This is a genomic window from Proteus sp. Marseille-Q3619 (genome assembly GCF_965283115.1).
Genome location: NZ_CBDIMP010000001.1, coordinates 327,786 through 345,804 on the forward strand (window position 1 = coordinate 327,786; position 18,019 = coordinate 345,804).

16 protein-coding genes are annotated in these 18,019 nt (G+C 36.5%); 7 read left to right on the top strand and 9 right to left on the bottom strand.

Going from position 1 to position 18,019, the window contains the following annotated elements; genetic code table 11:
• Positions 1-104: 104 nt before the first annotated feature.
• Genes ACWPWK_RS01495 through hemA form a run of 6 tightly spaced genes read right to left on the bottom strand, consistent with a single transcriptional unit; the run spans position 105 to position 5,963 of the window.
• The gene (locus ACWPWK_RS01495) at positions 105-1,028 is read right to left on the bottom strand and encodes a TIGR01212 family radical SAM protein (RefSeq protein ID WP_109372215.1); all 924 of its coding nucleotides are present in this window, start codon (positions 1,026-1,028) and stop codon (positions 105-107) included.
• Between the two features lie 8 nt (positions 1,029-1,036).
• Complete coding sequence (gene kdsA, locus ACWPWK_RS01500; RefSeq protein WP_109372214.1) at positions 1,037-1,891, bottom strand: 3-deoxy-8-phosphooctulonate synthase; 855 nt, start codon at positions 1,889-1,891, stop codon at positions 1,037-1,039.
• Positions 1,892-1,948: 57 nt separating this feature from the next.
• Complete coding sequence (gene sirB1, locus ACWPWK_RS01505; RefSeq protein ID WP_167392472.1) at positions 1,949-2,758, bottom strand: invasion regulator SirB1; 810 nt, start codon at positions 2,756-2,758, stop codon at positions 1,949-1,951.
• A complete protein-coding gene (gene prmC / locus ACWPWK_RS01510) occupies positions 2,742-3,590 on the bottom strand; it encodes a peptide chain release factor N(5)-glutamine methyltransferase (protein ID WP_109372212.1) in 849 nt (282 codons plus the stop codon). The genes sirB1 and prmC overlap by 17 nt, the downstream gene beginning before the upstream one ends.
• Positions 3,590-4,672 carry a peptide chain release factor 1 gene (gene prfA / locus ACWPWK_RS01515; RefSeq protein ID WP_109372211.1) on the bottom strand — a complete coding sequence of 361 codons (1,083 nt, stop codon included), beginning with the start codon at positions 4,670-4,672 and terminating at the stop codon, positions 3,590-3,592. Before prfA ends, prmC begins: the two co-directional genes overlap by 1 nt.
• 28 nt (positions 4,673-4,700) lie before the next feature.
• The gene (gene hemA / locus ACWPWK_RS01520) at positions 4,701-5,963 is read right to left on the bottom strand and encodes a glutamyl-tRNA reductase (RefSeq protein ID WP_109372210.1); all 1,263 of its coding nucleotides are present in this window, start codon (positions 5,961-5,963) and stop codon (positions 4,701-4,703) included.
• A gap of 240 nt (positions 5,964-6,203) precedes the next feature.
• Between hemA and lolB the strand changes: the two genes are divergently transcribed.
• The 3 genes from lolB (at position 6,204) to prs (ending at position 8,749) form a co-directional block, all read left to right on the top strand.
• The gene (lolB, locus tag ACWPWK_RS01525; RefSeq protein ID WP_109372209.1) at positions 6,204-6,842 is read left to right on the top strand and encodes a lipoprotein insertase outer membrane protein LolB; all 639 of its coding nucleotides are present in this window, start codon (positions 6,204-6,206) and stop codon (positions 6,840-6,842) included.
• Positions 6,839-7,714: a 4-(cytidine 5'-diphospho)-2-C-methyl-D-erythritol kinase gene (ispE, locus tag ACWPWK_RS01530; RefSeq protein ID WP_109372208.1), complete on the top strand. Its 876-nt coding sequence runs from the start codon at positions 6,839-6,841 to the stop codon at positions 7,712-7,714. Before lolB ends, ispE begins: the two co-directional genes overlap by 4 nt.
• A gap of 87 nt (positions 7,715-7,801) precedes the next feature.
• Positions 7,802-8,749 (top strand): ribose-phosphate diphosphokinase, encoded by a 948-nt coding sequence (prs, locus tag ACWPWK_RS01535; protein ID WP_036912921.1) that lies wholly within the window; start codon positions 7,802-7,804, stop codon positions 8,747-8,749.
• Positions 8,750-8,987: 238 nt separating this feature from the next.
• On the opposite strand, the gene ychH is transcribed toward prs, so the two are convergent.
• Positions 8,988-9,266 carry a stress-induced protein YchH gene (ychH, locus tag ACWPWK_RS01540; RefSeq protein WP_072068239.1) on the bottom strand — a complete coding sequence of 93 codons (279 nt, stop codon included), beginning with the start codon at positions 9,264-9,266 and terminating at the stop codon, positions 8,988-8,990.
• 344 nt (positions 9,267-9,610) lie between these two features.
• On the opposite strand from ychH, the gene pth reads away from it, so the two are divergent.
• On the top strand, positions 9,611-10,195 hold the full coding sequence (gene pth / locus ACWPWK_RS01545) for an aminoacyl-tRNA hydrolase (protein ID WP_109372207.1): 585 nt from the start codon (positions 9,611-9,613) through the stop codon (positions 10,193-10,195).
• A 183-nt stretch (positions 10,196-10,378) separates the two neighbouring features.
• Positions 10,379-11,470: a redox-regulated ATPase YchF gene (gene ychF / locus ACWPWK_RS01550; protein ID WP_023582042.1), complete on the top strand. Its 1,092-nt coding sequence runs from the start codon at positions 10,379-10,381 to the stop codon at positions 11,468-11,470.
• Positions 11,471-11,561: 91 nt separating this feature from the next.
• On the opposite strand, the gene ACWPWK_RS01555 is transcribed toward ychF, so the two are convergent.
• Positions 11,562-13,535, bottom strand: coding sequence for a pentapeptide repeat-containing protein (locus ACWPWK_RS01555; RefSeq protein WP_109372206.1), 1,974 nt, complete (start codon positions 13,533-13,535; stop codon positions 11,562-11,564).
• Between the two features lie 295 nt (positions 13,536-13,830).
• On the opposite strand from ACWPWK_RS01555, the gene budA reads away from it, so the two are divergent.
• A complete protein-coding gene (budA, locus tag ACWPWK_RS01560; RefSeq protein WP_416303203.1) occupies positions 13,831-14,634 on the top strand; it encodes an acetolactate decarboxylase in 804 nt (267 codons plus the stop codon).
• A 68-nt stretch (positions 14,635-14,702) separates the two neighbouring features.
• Positions 14,703-16,382, top strand: a complete 1,680-nt coding sequence (gene alsS / locus ACWPWK_RS01565) for an acetolactate synthase AlsS (RefSeq protein ID WP_109372204.1) — start codon at positions 14,703-14,705, stop codon at positions 16,380-16,382.
• 225 nt (positions 16,383-16,607) lie between these two features.
• Here alsS and ACWPWK_RS01570 read toward each other — a convergent pair whose 3' ends face one another.
• Positions 16,608-17,681 (bottom strand): hypothetical protein, encoded by a 1,074-nt coding sequence (locus ACWPWK_RS01570; RefSeq protein ID WP_109372203.1) that lies wholly within the window; start codon positions 17,679-17,681, stop codon positions 16,608-16,610.
• Positions 17,682-18,019 lie beyond the last annotated feature (338 nt).

An 18,019-nucleotide genomic window follows, 5' to 3' on the forward strand; every position in this document is an offset into this window, starting at 1 on the left:
TTAATATTAAATAAAGATTAAAGGCGTTTTTAGTTATAGTTAAGAATAAAGGTTTAACTTGAGATATTATTAATATTAACGTTACTCTTAATACAAAAATTCACTTAGTAAGATATAAATGCTTTACCTATTCCACTTCCTTGCACACCCTTTTTTAATAAATCTTGATAAAGTGCATTCATACCCAGCCAATGATTTTCACACCATTCTGGGGCTAATAAAGTGGGTTTTCTGGCACTGGCACATACGCGGTGATAAATAATGTCAGGAGGAGTATGGCGGATCATCTCACCCGCGGTATAGACATATTGTTCTTGTGTTAATGCGTTTATTCGCCCCGCTTTCCACGCTTTAGCTATCGTACTTCCCTCAACAATATGCAATGGATGTAATTTAAGCCCATCAGTGCCTGTCTCAACCACACGCTCTAATGTTTGCATATTAAGCAGATGATCTTCTCGTGGCAGTCCAACAATAAGATGTGTGCATACTTTTAAACCACGACGGCGAGCTTCGCGAGTCGTCGCTTGATAACATTGAAAATCATGCCCACGATTAATATGCTTTAATGTTTTATCATGAGCCGTTTGTAAGCCGAGTTCTAACCATACTTCATAGCCTTTATCGCGATAACTCTGCAATAAATCTAATACGCTAACGGGGACACAATCTGGTCGAGTTCCCACACATAACCCCACCATATCCGCTTGTAATAATGCGGTTTCATATAAGGTACGTAAGTATTCTACTTCAGCATAAGTACTGGTATAGGCTTGAAAATAAGCAAGATAACGGTGTGCACGGTTGATATTTTTAGCTTGTAATGCAATTTGTTCTTCAATGGAGTGATATTGTGTTTGCTCATCAGCAAAAGAAGAGACATTACAAAAAGTACAGCCACCCCGCCCCAATGTGCCATCTCGATTAGGACAGTTGAAACCGCCATGAAGGGTAATTTTATGAATTTTTTCGTGATAACGGCGCTGAAGATCAGCGCCGAACATATTAACAACCGTATGAAGTTGCATAATGCATTTTATTTGCTGGTATCTAGCTCTGGGAAACTTTTTACCACTTCATCAATCGCTTTAATTTGCGCTAGGAAAGGCTCTAATTTCGCCAGTGGTAACGCTGATGGGCCATCACAACGAGCATTATCTGGATCTGGATGAGCTTCAAGGAATAGACCTGCAAGACCAACCGCCATACCTGCACGAGCTAATTCTGCAACTTGTGCACGGCGTCCACCTGATGCTGCGCCAAATGGGTCACGGCATTGCAGTGAATGTGTTACGTCAAAAATAACGGGTGCGCCTTGAGAAGCCTGCATCATAACGTGGAAACCTAACATATCAACCACTAAGTTATCGTAGCCAAAGTTACTGCCGCGATCACATAGAATAACTTGGTCGTTGCCGCCTTCTTTAAATTTATCGACGATATTCCCCATTTGACCAGGGCTTACAAACTGAGGTTTTTTCACGTTGATCACAGCACCCGTTTTTGCCATCGCTTCAACAAGATCAGTTTGACGAGCTAAAAATGCAGGTAATTGAATAACATCGACAACTTCTGATACAGGCTGAGCTTGCGCCGCTTCATGAACGTCAGTAATAATTTTAACGCCAAAAGTTTCTTTTAACTCTTGGAAAATTTTCATCCCTTCTTCTAAGCCCGGACCACGGTAAGAGTGGATTGAAGAACGGTTTGCTTTATCAAAAGAGGCTTTGAATACATAAGGAATATTCAGTTTTTGAGTGACAGTGACGTAATGCTCACAAATGCGCATGGCTAAATCGCGCGATTCTAATACATTCATGCCACCAAAAAGCACAAATGGCAGGTCGTTTGCTACCTTGATATCACCAATATTCACCACTTTATGTTGCATATTTATCCCTATACTGTTTGTAATGTACTGTGTTAATTAAGTACGCTTCTTAAATTTTTAATGGAGAACAATAGGATTTTGTTCTATCGAATGAATTTGGATTTTGATCATCTCTGAAATAGGATCTTCAGGGCATTGCTCAACAAAATAGTTTAGGTCAGATATTGCCACATGGTTGCACTCTAACTGAGCAAAAATAAGTCCGCGATCACGTATTTCGTAAGGATCTTCAGGATCAAACATTAATACCGTTTCACTGGCTTTTAATGCTTGCTCCATATTCTTTTCTTCCATTAAAGAAACTTTCAATGTATCCAAAAGTTTACGAATAATAGAACTATATTCTGATTCTTCTAAATCTGCCTCTAATAATACAGAAGAGCCACCTACATTCCCTTTTAACCAAACTTCTAAGGTATGTTGCGATAGATATTCACCATTTATTGGATTTAAAAATAGCGGTTGTTCATTAGGAATATCTATTCTGATAATAAGTTGTGTAGGAAAGATAACCGGCACTAACGGTAAATTTAACGCTTGTGCGATATAAATAAGAATCGAACCCAGTGAAACAGGAGAGCCAACATGAGTTGCTAATACTTTATCTAACCATAAAGTATCAGAAAGGCAATATTTGCCACTTGCACCACTAAAATGCCACTGCTTATAAAACAGTTTTAGCAGTGCTTCTATCTGCTCTTTAGTATTTCCTTGTTGAGGAATTTCAGCTTCTGCTTGTTCAACTAACTGCGCCAGTTGATAACCAACAGAAGTGGTTGGAAAATCAGGTCGAATAGCCTGAGAGATAAGGATCATGCCCTTAACTAAAGGGGCTTTATTAAATTCGTAATCAGCTATGGTTTCTATCATAATTCCAACGACCTACTGTCACTCGCTCATTACCGCCATAATCACGGAAAGTTTCCACACAGCAGTAACCCTTATCAATAAAAATATTGCGTACACCTTCGCCTTGTTGCCAGCCGTGTTCCAGTAATACCCATCCATTATCAGTTAAAAACTGTCTAGCAGTTTCAATGATAATTTCGATATCAGCAAACCCATTTTTGCCAGCAACTAATGCAGTTAAAGGTTCAAAACGAACATCCCCCTGATGAATATGCTCATCATTTTCATCTATGTAAGGAGGATTACTGATTATCATACCAAATTGATACCCAGAGAGTGAACTAAACCAACAACTTTCCATAAATTCTGTGTTGGTTAATGCTAAGTTGGTCGCATTCTCTTGCGCTAATGCCACGGCTTCAGCTTGAAAATCCACACCAATAATATGACAATCTGGGCGCTCAGATGCCATTGCGAGCGCAATAGCACCTGTTCCTGTTCCTAAATCAAGAATTTTTGTTGGTTCCAATGGGAGTTTTTCTAACGCTTTTTCAACAAGACATTCGGTATCAGGACGGGGGATTAATGTTGCGGGTGACACTTTTAACGGCAATGACCAAAACTCTCTTTCACCCACTAAATACGCGATGGGCTCACCTTTAATGCGTCGAGTAAGTAATTGTGACAATTGTGCTAACTCGTCTGACGAAAGTACTGTTTCATTAAAGGCAATTAAATAAGTACGGGTACGTTGTGTTACGTACCCAAGTAAAATCTCAGCATCGCGTTTAGGGCTGTCACTTTCAATTAATTGCAAGGCTGCTTCACGCAGCCATTGTTCATAATTCATTAATTCAACTCAGAAAGTGCAGAAAGCTGATCCGCTTGATATTCGGTCACGATAGGCTGAATTAATGGATCTAATTTTCCTTCCATCACTTCATCTAAGCGATAAAATGTGAGGTTGATACGGTGATCAGTTACACGACCTTGCGGGAAGTTGTACGTTCTGATTCTGTCAGAACGGTCACCAGAACCCAATAAGTTACGACGTTCAGAAGCTTCTGCTTCTTGGCGTTTTTGCATTTCAGCCGCACGAATACGTGCACCTAATACAGACATCGCTTTAGCTTTATTTTTGTGCTGTGAACGTTCATCCTGACATTCCACCACAATTCCTGTTGGAATATGCGTAATACGGATAGCAGAATCAGTGGTGTTAACGTGCTGACCACCCGCTCCTGAAGAACGGAATGTATCTATACGTAAGTCACTTGGGCTGATTTCAGGTAATTCAGCTTCTGGCACTTCAGCTAATACGGCAACCGTACAAGCAGAAGTATGAATTCGACCTTGAGATTCCGTTTCAGGAACACGTTGAACGCGGTGACCGCCTGATTCAAATTTCAATACACCATAAGCGCCATCACCCACGACTTTTGCAATGACTTCTTTATAGCCACCATGCTCACCTTCGTTAGCATTCATGACTTCAATACGCCAGCGACGTGATTCTGCATAACGGCTATACATACGGAATAAATCACCCGCAAATAATGCTGCTTCATCGCCGCCTGTTCCTGCACGAATTTCAAGGAAACAGTTAAATTCATCATCAGGATCTTTAGGTAACAACAGTACTTGTAACTGTTGTTCTAAATCATCATTTAATGCTCGCGCTTCTTTCAGCTCTTCTTGTGCCATCTCTTTCATTTCAGGATCATCAAGCATCATTTCTGCTGCTTCGATGTCGTCTTGCACTTGTCGCCATTGGCTAAAACAAGCCGTGACGTCAGTTAATTGAGAGTATTCTTTTGAAAGCGCACGAAAACGCTCCTGAGAGGCAATAACATCAGCTTCTGACAGAAGTGCCTGAATTTCTTCATAACGCTCTTGCAGAGCTTCCAACTTAGCGACAATAGAAGGCTTCATTCGTAGATTAAGATCCTGTTAGACAAAGTTAATTATGGGTAATACCCAAACTTTCACGTAATAGATTCAGGCGTTCAATATCACCATCACTGGCAGCCTGTTGAAGAGATTTTGTTGGTGTGTGAATAAGGCGATTCATCAATTGATGAGAGAGCTGTTGGATAACTTTTTCTGCATCCGCTCCGTTTTGTATCAATGTGATAGCTTTTTCTGTCATTTCTGCACGTAACATTTCAGCGCTGTCTCGATATTCTCGAATCGCACCCACAGCACCTTGTGCCCGTAGCCAATCCATAAATTGCCCACTTTCTTGCTGGACAATATGTTCTGCTTGAATTGCAGCTGCTTGGCGTTGTTCTCGGTTATGTTGAATAATCGCTTCTAAATCATCAACGCTATAAAGATAAACGTTATTTAGCTTTTCAACATCTTGTTCAATATCACGAGGAACTGCAATATCCACCAGCAACATTGGCTGATTACGACGTTTTTTAAGCGCCCTTTCAACCATTCCTTTACCAATAATGGGTAATGGGCTTGCCGTAGAACTAATGACAATATCAGCTTGTGAAAGACATTCATCAATCTCTGATAATGTAATCACTTCGGCATCAACTTCATTCGCTAAACGTTGAGCGCGCTCTTTTGTTCGATTAGCAATAATGATTTTTTTGACTTGATGTTCACGCAGATGACGAGCGACTAGCTCTATTGTCTCGCCTGCGCCCACTAATAAGATCGTCAAAGAAGATAACGACTCAAAGATTTGACGCGCGAGCGTACAAGCTGCAAAAGCGACAGAAACCGCATTGGCACCAATTTGTGTCTCTGTTCTCACTCTTTTCGCAACTGAAAAAGATTTCTGAAACAAACGTTCCAGCTCTGAAGAGAGTGAGTGATAGCTTTGAGAATCGGCAAAGGCTTTTTTAACTTGCCCTAATATTTGAGGTTCACCTAATACTAGAGAATCTAAGCCACTTGCCACTCGCATTAAATGGCTGACAGCTTGATTATCTTGATGCCAATAAACACTGCTTTTCAGTTCATTTGGCTCTATTTGGTGATATTGACATAACCAGCGAATAAGCTGTTCATGGCTATTTTCTTTGTCTTCCATACTCAGATAAAGCTCAGTACGGTTACAAGTAGACAGCACAACACCGCCTCTGACAGCGGGTTGCTGTAAGAGGTTATTTAAGGCATCACCCATGGTATCGGGAGAAAAAGAAACTTTCTCGCGTAAAGCAACGGGGGCTGTTTTATGATTAATACCTAATGCTAATAACGTCATATCAACTATATCGAGTTATGAATAAATACCGCCTCGCGACTTGACTTAGTATAAACCTAAAACAGCGCATTTAGTATGGACTCTTCATTTCCGCCATTCTACTTGATGAACAGATTCAATAAAAGAGCTTACTTGAGTGATAGGAGATTTCTATACACAATTTAACGAAATATCGTTATATCATAAGGTTTATGATACTCTTTTTTTTAACTAATAACGAATTAAAGGAATGTCTCAGCTATGCGTTCACGCTTTTTTTCAACCAAACAACTCCTGCGCCTTATCCCGCTAACGGCGTTGTTGCTGAGTGCCTGTAATCTAAATCAGATAAAGACTCAAGGTTCGGCATCTGATAATGATGTGCAATGGCAAGCTCGCCAACAAGCATTAAAGAAAATTTCACAATACGAAACCCGAGGCGCTTTTGCCTATATTGAAGATACTAATAAAACCTATGCCCGATTCTATTGGCAAGACAAAGCGGATGAGCGTTATCGCTTATTGTTAACCAATCCTTTAGGTACAACAGAACTCGATTTAAATGTTATGCCTGGTGTAATTGAAGTTACTGATAATAAAGGCAAAAAATATTATAGCGATAACCCTGCTGAGATGATCTACCAACTTACAGGTATGGTTATTCCACTGAAAAATCTGCGTGCTTGGCTTGTGGGTTTACCAGGTGATGCAACTGATTTCGAGTTAGATGCTAATCATTTATTAAAATCTGTCACATTACCTGCACCTGAAGGCGATTGGATTGTGACTTACCAAGCTTATGATTCAAGTACCACACCCAACCTGCCACAACGCCTTGAGCTAAAACAAGGTGAACGCACTATTAAATTAAAAATGGATAACTGGGATATACAGCAATGACACTAAGTTGGCCTTCTCCTGCCAAATTAAATCTTTTTCTCTACATTACGGGGAAACGCCCTGATGGTTATCACAATCTGCAAACGTTATTTCAGTTTTTGGATTATGGCGATACATTAACCATTACACCTCGTGATGATACCCAGTTAACTATCTTGACGCCGATTGATGGCGTAGAAGATAAAGATAATTTAATTATTAAAGCCGCTAAATTACTGCGTGATTATTGTCAGCAACATAATATTGCTTTGCAATATCACGGTGCAGATATCAGTGTTGATAAAAAACTGCCTATGGGAGGTGGTTTAGGTGGAGGCTCCTCTAACGCGGCAACCACCTTAATTGCACTTAATTACCATTGGCAAGCCGGTTTAAGTGATGAAACGTTAGCTGAATTAGGCGTTAGTCTAGGTGCAGACGTCCCTGTTTTTGTAAAAGGTCATGCAGCGTTCGCCGAAGGCGTTGGTGAAATTTTGACCCCCGCAGAGCCAAAAAAGCAATGGTATTTAGTCGCACATCCCGGAATTTCCATTCCAACACCGACAATCTTCACAGATCCAGAATTAAAACGTAATTCTCCTATTCGCTCTCTTGGCGCATTATTAAAGGCTCCGTTTGCAAATGACTGTGAAATGATCGCAAGAAAACGTTTTCGTGAGGTTGAATATCTGCTTTCGTGGCTGTTAGAATATGCACCGTCACGCTTAACTGGGACAGGTGCCTGTGTGTTCGGCGAGTTCGACTCACAAGTTGCCGCCAGTGAAGTGTTAATTAACGCCCCTGAGTGGGTGCATGGATTTGTAGCGCAAGGCGTCAACATTTCTCCTTTGCATTTATTCCGCTCAAGGATACCTGTGTTATTGCACCCGTAAGATGATGTTTACAAACCCTATGTTCATAAACACGTTCTTTACAGGTCAACAATATCTCTCTCTGGACGCAAGCCTGAGGTTTTTCTCGTGCCCGATATGAAGCTTTTTGCTGGTAACGCAACCCCGGAACTGGCTCAACGTGTTGCCAACCGACTCTACACTAGCCTAGGAGACGCGGCTGTAGGTCGTTTTAGCGACGGTGAAGTCAGTGTGCAAATCAACGAAAACGTACGTGGTGGTGATGTATTTATCATTCAATCAACCTGCGCACCTACTAATGATAATTTAATGGAATTAGTGGTCATGGTTGACGCATTACGTCGAGCTTCCGCTGGTCGTATCACTGCTGTTATTCCTTACTTCGGTTATGCCCGTCAGGATCGCCGTGTTCGTTCAGCCCGTGTTCCTATTACGGCAAAAGTTGTTGCGGATTTCTTATCTAGTGTAGGCGTAGACCGTGTTTTAACCTGTGACTTACACGCAGAACAAATCCAAGGGTTCTTTGATGTACCGGTTGACAATGTCTTCGGCAGCCCGATTCTTTTAGAAGATATGCTTCAAAAAGATTTGGACAACCCTATTGTTGTTTCTCCAGATATTGGCGGTGTTGTTCGCGCTCGTGCTATCGCTAAACTTCTGAATGACACTGATATGGCTATCATTGATAAACGTCGCCCTCGCGCTAACGTTTCTCAAGTTATGCACATTATTGGTGACGTTGCTAACCGCGACTGTATCCTTGTTGACGATATGATCGACACAGGCGGTACATTGTGTAAAGCAGCTGAAGCGCTGAAAGAACGTGGTGCTAAACGTGTATTTGCTTACGCAACTCACCCAATCTTCTCTGGTAATGCTGTTGAGAACATCAAAAGCTCTGTTATTGATGAAGTGGTTGTCTGCGATACAATTCCGTTATCAGCAGAAATCAAAGCATTAAATAAAGTCCGCTCATTGACCCTTTCTGGCATGCTGGCTGAAGCAATTCGTCGCATTAGCAATGAAGAGTCAATCTCTGCAATGTTTGAACATTAATTTGTTATAACATTCATTGCAATTTGAGATAACTAAACCCGCTATAGCATTTGTTATAGCGGGTTTTTTGATGTTTTTTTCTAGATTAAGATAATTTTAGGCAACAAAAAACCCGTTATCATTAAACGGGTCTATAGGTGTGTATTACAACGCATAATGGCAACTATTATTCACTTAACATCAGTTTTTAATTTCTTGTTATTTTTATCTATTCTGATATTCATTTGTGATAATAACATTATGGATAACGGTGATTGTCATGACGACGATAACGTTCATCATGGTTACGTAACCACCAATATCTTTCTGCTATTGTTTCTCTACCACCAATACGGGCGCCTGCTAACCAAACTAGAGCACCAATAAAGATCCCCATTAAAGAGATATCCGCTAGAAATTCAGGGAGCCCTAATGGGAAAATATGGCTAAGAAGCGTATAACCAAGACTACCGAGCATCACAACCATCCCCGTAGCCATACATAAATTACCAACTGCAAATGCATGTTTATATTTCATGTTGCACCTCCAAGCGCGTCGTCAGACGATTCAACAACAAAATACATCGAATAACCTTTTATTCTTTGCAGTTATTATAGCCATAAATACTAAGAAGTTATTGTCGAAGGGATCACATCGCTCCGAAATTTATTGATAATTCTTAACAAAAAATGTGTTTTTTTCTTTCAAAAGAATAAAACAGCACCGATTTTGTTATATTCGCTCTTTTTGTTAAATCAAAAAGTTAACATTTCCTCTGCTTATCATTTCAAAAAACATTCTATGTAATCTATTTTGTGCTTCTGAGCTTAGACAGGTAAACTATGGGCTTTCTTTTAAGACGATAACAGTGAAAGGCTATTGTGAGTAAAATTAAACTTATCGTCGGGTTAGCAAACCCCGGTGCAGATTATGCCCAGACTCGTCATAATGCGGGTGCTTGGTATGTTGATTTATTGGCTCAACGTCATCAACAATCTCTAAAAGAAGAGAGTAAATTCTTTGGTTATACCGCGCGTATTAATTTGAATGGTAATGATGTTCGATTATTAGTGCCTACCACTTTTATGAATTTAAGTGGTAAAGCGGTACAAGCAATGGCAAATTTCTATCGCATTGAACTTGATGAAATTTTAGTTGCACATGATGAACTCGATTTACCGCCTGGTGTTGTCAAAATGAAGTTAGGTGGTGGTAATGGCGGTCATAACGGATTAAAAGATATTCAAAGTAAGTTTAGCAATAATCCAAATTTCTATCGTTTACGCATTGGCATTGGTCACCCGGGTGATAAAAATAAAGTGGTTGGCTTTGTATTAGGCAAACCGCCAATAAGTGAACAAAAATTAATTGATGATGCTATTGATGAAGCACTTTCGTGTACAGATATTTTAATGCGTGATGGTTATGAGAAAGCAATAAACCGCTTACATAGCTTTAAAGCATAATCATTACATTGATAGATTAAACAATTTCAATATTCAGAGGGTAAAATGCCCTCTTCTTTTGCGCGATTAATCCCTGATGATTTAATCAAACAGGGATTTGTTCTATAATAGCGCCAAATTTTTTTAACAGCACACAACAGGAATACTCCCTCCTGTTGTTTTTATGTGACAAGGTGAACGTTTATGGGATTTAAATGTGGTATCGTCGGTCTGCCTAACGTAGGAAAATCTACACTGTTTAATGCCTTAACTAAGGCAGGTATTGAGGCAGCCAACTTCCCATTCTGTACTATTGAGCCAAACACAGGTGTTGTTCCAATGCCTGATCCTCGCTTAGATAAATTAGCTGAAATTGTTAAGCCGCAGCGTATTTTACCTACAACAATGGAATTCGTTGATATTGCGGGTTTAGTAAAAGGCGCATCTAAAGGCGAGGGTTTAGGTAACCAATTCCTAACTAACATTCGTGAAACTGAAGCGATTGGCCATGTGGTTCGTTGTTTTGAAAACGATAATATCATTCACGTTGCAGGCAAAGTTGATCCTGCTGAAGATATCGAAACTATCAATACTGAATTAGCTCTTTCTGACTTAGATACCTGTGAACGTGCAATGCACCGTAATCAGAAAAAAGCCAAAGGTGGCGATAAAATTGCTAAAGCAGAAATGGAAGTGTTAGAAAAATGCTTACCGCATTTAGAAAACGCGGGCATGTTACGTGCTTTAGATTTAACTGAAGAAGAAAAAGCGACTATTCGTTATTTAAGCTTCTTAACGTTAAAACCAACAATGTATATTGCAAACGTGAATGAAGATGGTTTTGAAAATAACCCTTACCTTGAAACCGTTCGCAAAATCGCAGAAGCAGAAGGCTCTGTGGTTGTTCCTGTTTGTGCCGCTATTGAGGCTGATATTGCTGAATTAGAAGATGCTGAGCGTGAAGAGTTTATGCAAGATTTAGGCATCGAAGAGCCAGGTTTAAACCGTGTTATCCGTGCAGGTTACGCATTACTGAACTTACAAACTTACTTCACTGCGGGCGTTAAAGAAGTTCGCGCATGGACAATCCCAGTAGGTGCAACAGCACCACAAGCTGCAGGTAAAATCCATACTGACTTTGAGAAAGGCTTTATCCGCGCTCAAACTATCGCTTATAACGATTTTATTACTTATGGCGGTGAGCAAGGCGCAAAAGAAGCTGGTAAAATGCGTGCAGAAGGTAAAGAGTATATTGTTCAAGACGGCGATGTGATGAACTTTTTGTTTAACGTGTAAGTATCTTAATTACAAAAGCGACATTTTCTTAAATAAAAACCCAAAAGTTGATCTCCAGCTTTTGGGTTTTTTATGCTTTTATTTTAAATAATCAATTCCAGTGTAACGGTATTATACTACTGAAAGCATCACCGAAATATTCTTTTCCATACTTATTAATATCTGAAAATAATAAGGATTCAGTAGCGGAATATGTATTTTTATATACATATTTATCTAATAATAGCGAATTCCATTCATCCAATTTATTTTGATTTGTCATTAAATTTGGATTTAATTCTCTTGCTTTACTCATTAATGCATAAGCATATGATGTTAATATTTTTTTTGACTCCTCTACTGAACCGTGTGCCATACTGAAAGAATAGTAAACAAATATAGCAGCAAGACCCAATAAATATCGAGACTTTTCTTTATCACTCAATGATGTCAATTCAAAGTGCTCACAGATTTTGTGATAATGATCATTTTTAAGTGAAACTTCCCCAGGGTCTTTAGTTGAAAAAACTAACAACTTTTCAAATATTGGAACTAAATTTTTATTTTTTCTATCATCATATACTTCATCTTTATATATCATAGGTTTTCCCATAGAAATAAAGAAAAATCGATTATAATAATTACCGAGATTAAATAACGATAAAATCTTTTCAATTTTATGTTTGTTAAGACATCTATTATAACTATCTTTAAACACCATAAAATCGTTATTGAATAGGCTGAGATGTTCAGATTCATTAACATCTTTCTTTTCATTATCTATATAAAGAGAAAAATTTGACCAAGACATCTCAGGTTCTATATCGTTAGAAAATAACATAGTTGTAAAATTATTATGATTAATCACCATGGCTTTATTATCATTAATAAGAATGTAATTAAATTTATCTTTATCATCCCAATTGAGATTAGGTTTATCATTATCGAAAGCTATTTTCTCAATATGCGCTTGAACTTCATTTGAGTAGAAGTATTGATTATATAACATTCTTGCTTTATCTTTAATATTTTGGTCATCATGATAAACAGAGATAGCCATTAATTTAATAAAAGCCTTATTATCCTTAATCATAAAATCATGTCTTTGTTCTTCTTTATAATCTTCTAAAAATAGATCTAAACAAAAAGATAAGCATTCCTGAGAAAGCGTATTGCTAAATATTTTTTCTTTTTCATTTACATAATTAGAATCTAATAAAAATTTAGCAAATTTATTAAGCCCCTCATCTTTCATATAATATTTTTTAGATGTGATATTATTAACTATTGAATCCAAAGGAAATGATTCAATATTAATCTTATATGTACGTTCCGACTTTATTTCTCTTTCTATTTCTTTTTTTATATTCTCCATAAGCTTTATCTTTATTTTATCATATTTATCATCTATAGTGTTAATAGTATTAAATATCGTATTTTCACTAAAACTTTCATTTAGATCTTTATCAATTCTCATTTTACATTTAAAAAAAGGATGATTTTCTATTATTGCATTGTCAAGGTTAGCATTTGTAAAATCAGCTTTATTTATATTAATTTTAGTTCCATTCAAATTACTATTTATAAATTTTGAACCCTCCAGACATCTATGACCAAAATCAACATTGGCAAGATCAGAACCTGAAAAATCCACTTTTGAATTTATACTATCGTAACAATAAACATTTTTAAATTTTATTTTTTTTAGATCTCTATCTTTAAAATATCCACCTTCTAAACTTCTATTACTAAGATCATTATTATTAGGATTATTTATATTTTTAATATCATCTAATTTTTTTAATGCTTTATATTCTTCTTCAAAATTCAACCCACTGCTTTTACATTTTTTCTCTTGCTCAATTGCGTTTAATCTTCTAGAAAGCAATTCATATACACTTGGTTTAATACCTTTACTCTTTTTATTTACAGAACTATTATTTAATTTATTATTATTATTTTTTATTTCCAATATCTTTCTTGCAAAACTCAAATTTTTAAAAGAAGGATGATAATCTGCCACATCAACAGCGGCTGCAGCATCATTAGCCAAATGAGCCTTTAGATATGTAAATACTATATTCATAATGGTTGCCTATATAATTAATTATGTATCGTAAGTGACGATAACAACTATTTATGATTTCTACTTTTATAAAGCAACCACCATCAAAATAACTTAAAAGAAACCATTCAAATAACTTTATAAAATAATCACCATACACATCTAAAAAATAGTAAATTATCATTAGTATTTTAATAACAATAAAAACATTTGAATTTTTTATTCACGAGACTAATAATTAAATTGATAGTCAATTAATGACCATCTTTATCAAATAAGGATCAGTTGTATTATGAATTATAATTTAAGCCATAATATGCGAGATAATAGCGATATAGCCCCCAATAAAAGCGATAGTTGTCAATGTAACCAAGAAATAATAACAAATCTAAATAATTATATTAATAATCATCCCGAATGTACTATTTATCAGAATTCATTAATGAGCAGCTTAATTGCCGGCGTTTATGATAGTGATGTGACTATTGCTGATTTATTAAAACAGGGTGATTTTGGTTTGGGCACCTTTAATCAACTTGATGGTGAATTAGTTGCTTTTGATAACAACGTTTTCCAATTACGTTCTGATGGTAGTGCCCGTAAAGCATTAGACTCTCAAAAATCCCCTTTTGCTGTGATGACCTTTTTTAATTCTGATATTGAGCATTCGTTTTCTTACGGCGCCTCACAACAAGAAATACATAATACAATCAATCAGTATGTTCCTTCCGATAATCTTTTTTGTGCAATTAAAATTGAAGGCGAATTTGAATTAGTCAAAGCACGTACTGTTCCTCGCCAAGAGCCTCCTTACCTTCCCATGTTAGAGGCAATAAAAAATCAACCTATTTTCACGTTTCATAACGAAACCGGTATTATTGCAGGCTTTCGTTCACCACAATTTACTCAAGGAATAAATGTTGCTGGTTTTCATGAACATTATATAAATCAACAACGCCAAGGTGGTGGTCACGTTCTCGATTACTACTTAAAGAAGGGCACATTACAAATCAGTATCATTTCCCGCCTTACCATTGGGTTACCCAGTCAATCCGCTTTCCTTCAAGCTAACTTAATGCCAGACGATCTCCATCATGCAATAGAACAAGCCGAAAATTAATTCAAAAAACACTTCACTTTATTCTCAAGACAATTTTTTTATTCACTTGCAAAATCAAAGAAGGTTATATGAATACTCCTCATTGGAAATGTGGTGCAGATTTAGTCGTCAAACAATTAGAACAACATGGCATTAAACAAGTATTTGGTATTCCGGGTGCAAAAATCGATCGTGTATTCGATTCGCTTGTTGATTCAAATATTGAAACTGTGGTTGTTCGTCATGAAGCGAATGCGGCATTTATGGCAGCCGCAGTTGGACGTTTAACGGGTAAAGCGGGAGTCGCTATCGCTACATCAGGGCCAGGATGTTCTAATCTTGCAACAGGCATTGCAACGGCAACTTCTGAAGGTGATCCGTTAGTCGCATTAGGCGGTTCAGTAAAATCGGCGGATAGATTAAAACTGGTTCATCAGAGTATGGATACAGTTACCATGTTTAATCCTATTACTAAATTTTGTGCTGAAATTGATTCCTCAAAATCAATCTCTGAAACAATGGTCAATGCGTTTCGTCATGCAGAATCAGGAAGACCTGGCTCTGCTTTCTTAACATTTCCAATGGACATTTTAAATAATGCTGTTGATAGCCCAATATTAGTGCCTAAATCTAAATCTAATCTGGGTGGAGCAAACAATGATGCAATAAAAGAAGCGGTTACCTTATTATTAATGGCAAAAAACCCTGTCATTTTATTAGGTTTGCAGGCGAGTTATCCTGATAATGCATTATCACTGCAAAAACTACTCGATATTTGCCCTCTCCCAATTGTGGGAACTTATCAATCAGCAGGCGCTATCGCTCAACGCCATTTTCCTTTATTTGCTGGTCGCATAGGTTTATTTAATAATCAGCCAGGCGATGAATTACTTTCCCATGCTGATTTAGTCATTACGTTAGGTTATAGTCCAATCGAATATGAACCTTCATTATGGAATCACAATAATGCCAATATTATTCATATTGATGAAATTCCAGCTGAAATAGATCTAGCTTATTGCCCTGATTTAGAATTAACCGGCAATATCAAATTAACTCTCGATAATTTAACTCAGCGTTTCGCTAAACAATCCACATCTCAAATTACACTCTCAAATAACACTCGTCAGGTTTTAGAAAAAATTCGCCAGCAAAGAGAAACGCTGCAACAAAATAGTTATTTTAGGCAAGGTAGTCCTATTCACCCTTTAACCATTATTCATGAGATGCAAGATATTATTGATAACGATGTCACTCTCTGTATTGATATGGGGAGTTTTCATATCTGGTTAGCTCGTTATCTTTATAGTTTTAGAGCAAGACAAATGCTGATTTCTAATGGCCAACAAACTATGGGTGTTGCATTGCCGTGGGGTATTGGTGCTTCTTTTGTTCGTCCTTCTGACAAAATTATTTCTGTTTCTGGTGATGGTGGCTTTATGCAATCATCCATGGAATTAGAAACTGCGGTTCGTCTAAACACCAATATCTTGCATATAATCTGGGTTGATAACGCTTATAATATGGTTGAGATGCAAGAGCAGGAAAAATATGGTCGTTATTCAGGTGTGAAATTTGGCGCAATTGATTTTAAACGTTACGCGGAATCCTTCGGAGCTAAAGGGTTTTCTGTTGAATGTGCATCTCAGTTACGTTCAATATTACATGAAGCAATGGCTGTTGATGGCCCTGCTGTTCTTGCTATTCCTGTCGATTATAGTGATAACGCTAAATTAATGGAACATATTGATTATAATTTGATTATTTAGCATGATACGGAACTAATCACAAAGAAGCCCCCAATAAGAATTAAATCAAAACACAAAGCCACTACAAATGAGCTTTGTGTTTTTTTAACGAAAACTTCTCATATTTGGCTTCCAGCCATATTCTAAATTTAAAAATATTTCTTATTTAAATCGAGTCCAATATATTGTCACATATCGATTAAATATTATATCTAATTCCTATGTTTAATAACGGCAATAACTTATCTAACTTCTCTTTGTGTGGAGTGCATTATAACTATCTTTAAACATTTCAAAGTCTTTGTTAAATAATTCATAATAATTGGTTTGTTCAATAAGTTTACTTTTATCTTTGATATAAAGAGAAAATTTATTCCAACTTGCATTCATCCCCTTCTCATCAGAAAATAACATATTTATTAGATTTTCATGACTAATCATTATCGTTTTATTACCACTTACAATAATATAATTGATATTTTTCTTATCGCTCCAGTCAACTTTTTTATTATTCCCAAAATTTTCTTTTTTAACAAAGCCTTTTATTCCTTCTATTTCAAGATACTTATTGTATAAGGATCTCCCTTTTTCCTGAATAGCTAAGTCATTATGATAAACAGTCAATGCCATCAATTTAATGAAACAACCATTTTTTCTCACCATGTATTCTTTGATTTTTTCATTATCAAGTTCACTGATTAGATCTAAAATAAAGGATAAAGCACCAGAAGAGAGCTTATTAGAATACATGTTAAACCCATCCCTTAAATACTTAATATCTAATAACTTTTTAGCAAAATCTTTAATGACTCCATCTTCTAAATAATATTTCTTAGATGTTATATTATCGATTATTGAATCAATAGGAAATGATTCTAATTTCATCTCACCACTATTATTTATTGACTCTATAATCTGTTTTACAAGTTTTATTTTTATTTTTTTGTATTTATCATTTATTGTATTTAATGTATGAAATAATGTATTACCACTTAACTTTTCGTTTAAGAGATAATCACTTTCAATTTTATTAAAAGATTTAGCTTTAAAATTAAATTCGACACCATCGAGATTGGTATTTGTAAAATCAACATTACTTAGATTAGAAACTGAAAAATCAAATTGAGTATCTTTGAATTCTCTATTTTTAAAATCTTTATTTCTATTACTCAATGTGATGGCCGTATTTTTTATTTCACAACTTAATAAGTTACGTGAAAAAGAAATATTATTTAAAGATGGATTGTTATGTGTCAAATCAGGCGCAGATAATGCTCTATTAGATAAATGTGATTTTAAATATTGCAATACATTAACCATGATGTTCCCCTATGTGATTATATCAAAGTGGATTAAATAGTTTTAATCTGTTTTATATTGATGTCATAAACACTATAAAAATCATTAATCAAATAAGCTATAATAAAAGGAACAACATTAAGATTTAAAAATATTATAAAATCATTGTTGTTTATAGTTACCGCGCTAACCATCAGCTTATCAACAGCACAGGCAGCAAACCCGCCTTGACAAAATTCCGTACAATACAATAGTAAACATGAAATGTTGGAAATCACACCGAGCCAAATTTGATATGTATGCCAATGAAGTTGCAGGTACCGCCCTATATTACAGAAAGATCCTCGTCTTCAAATAGT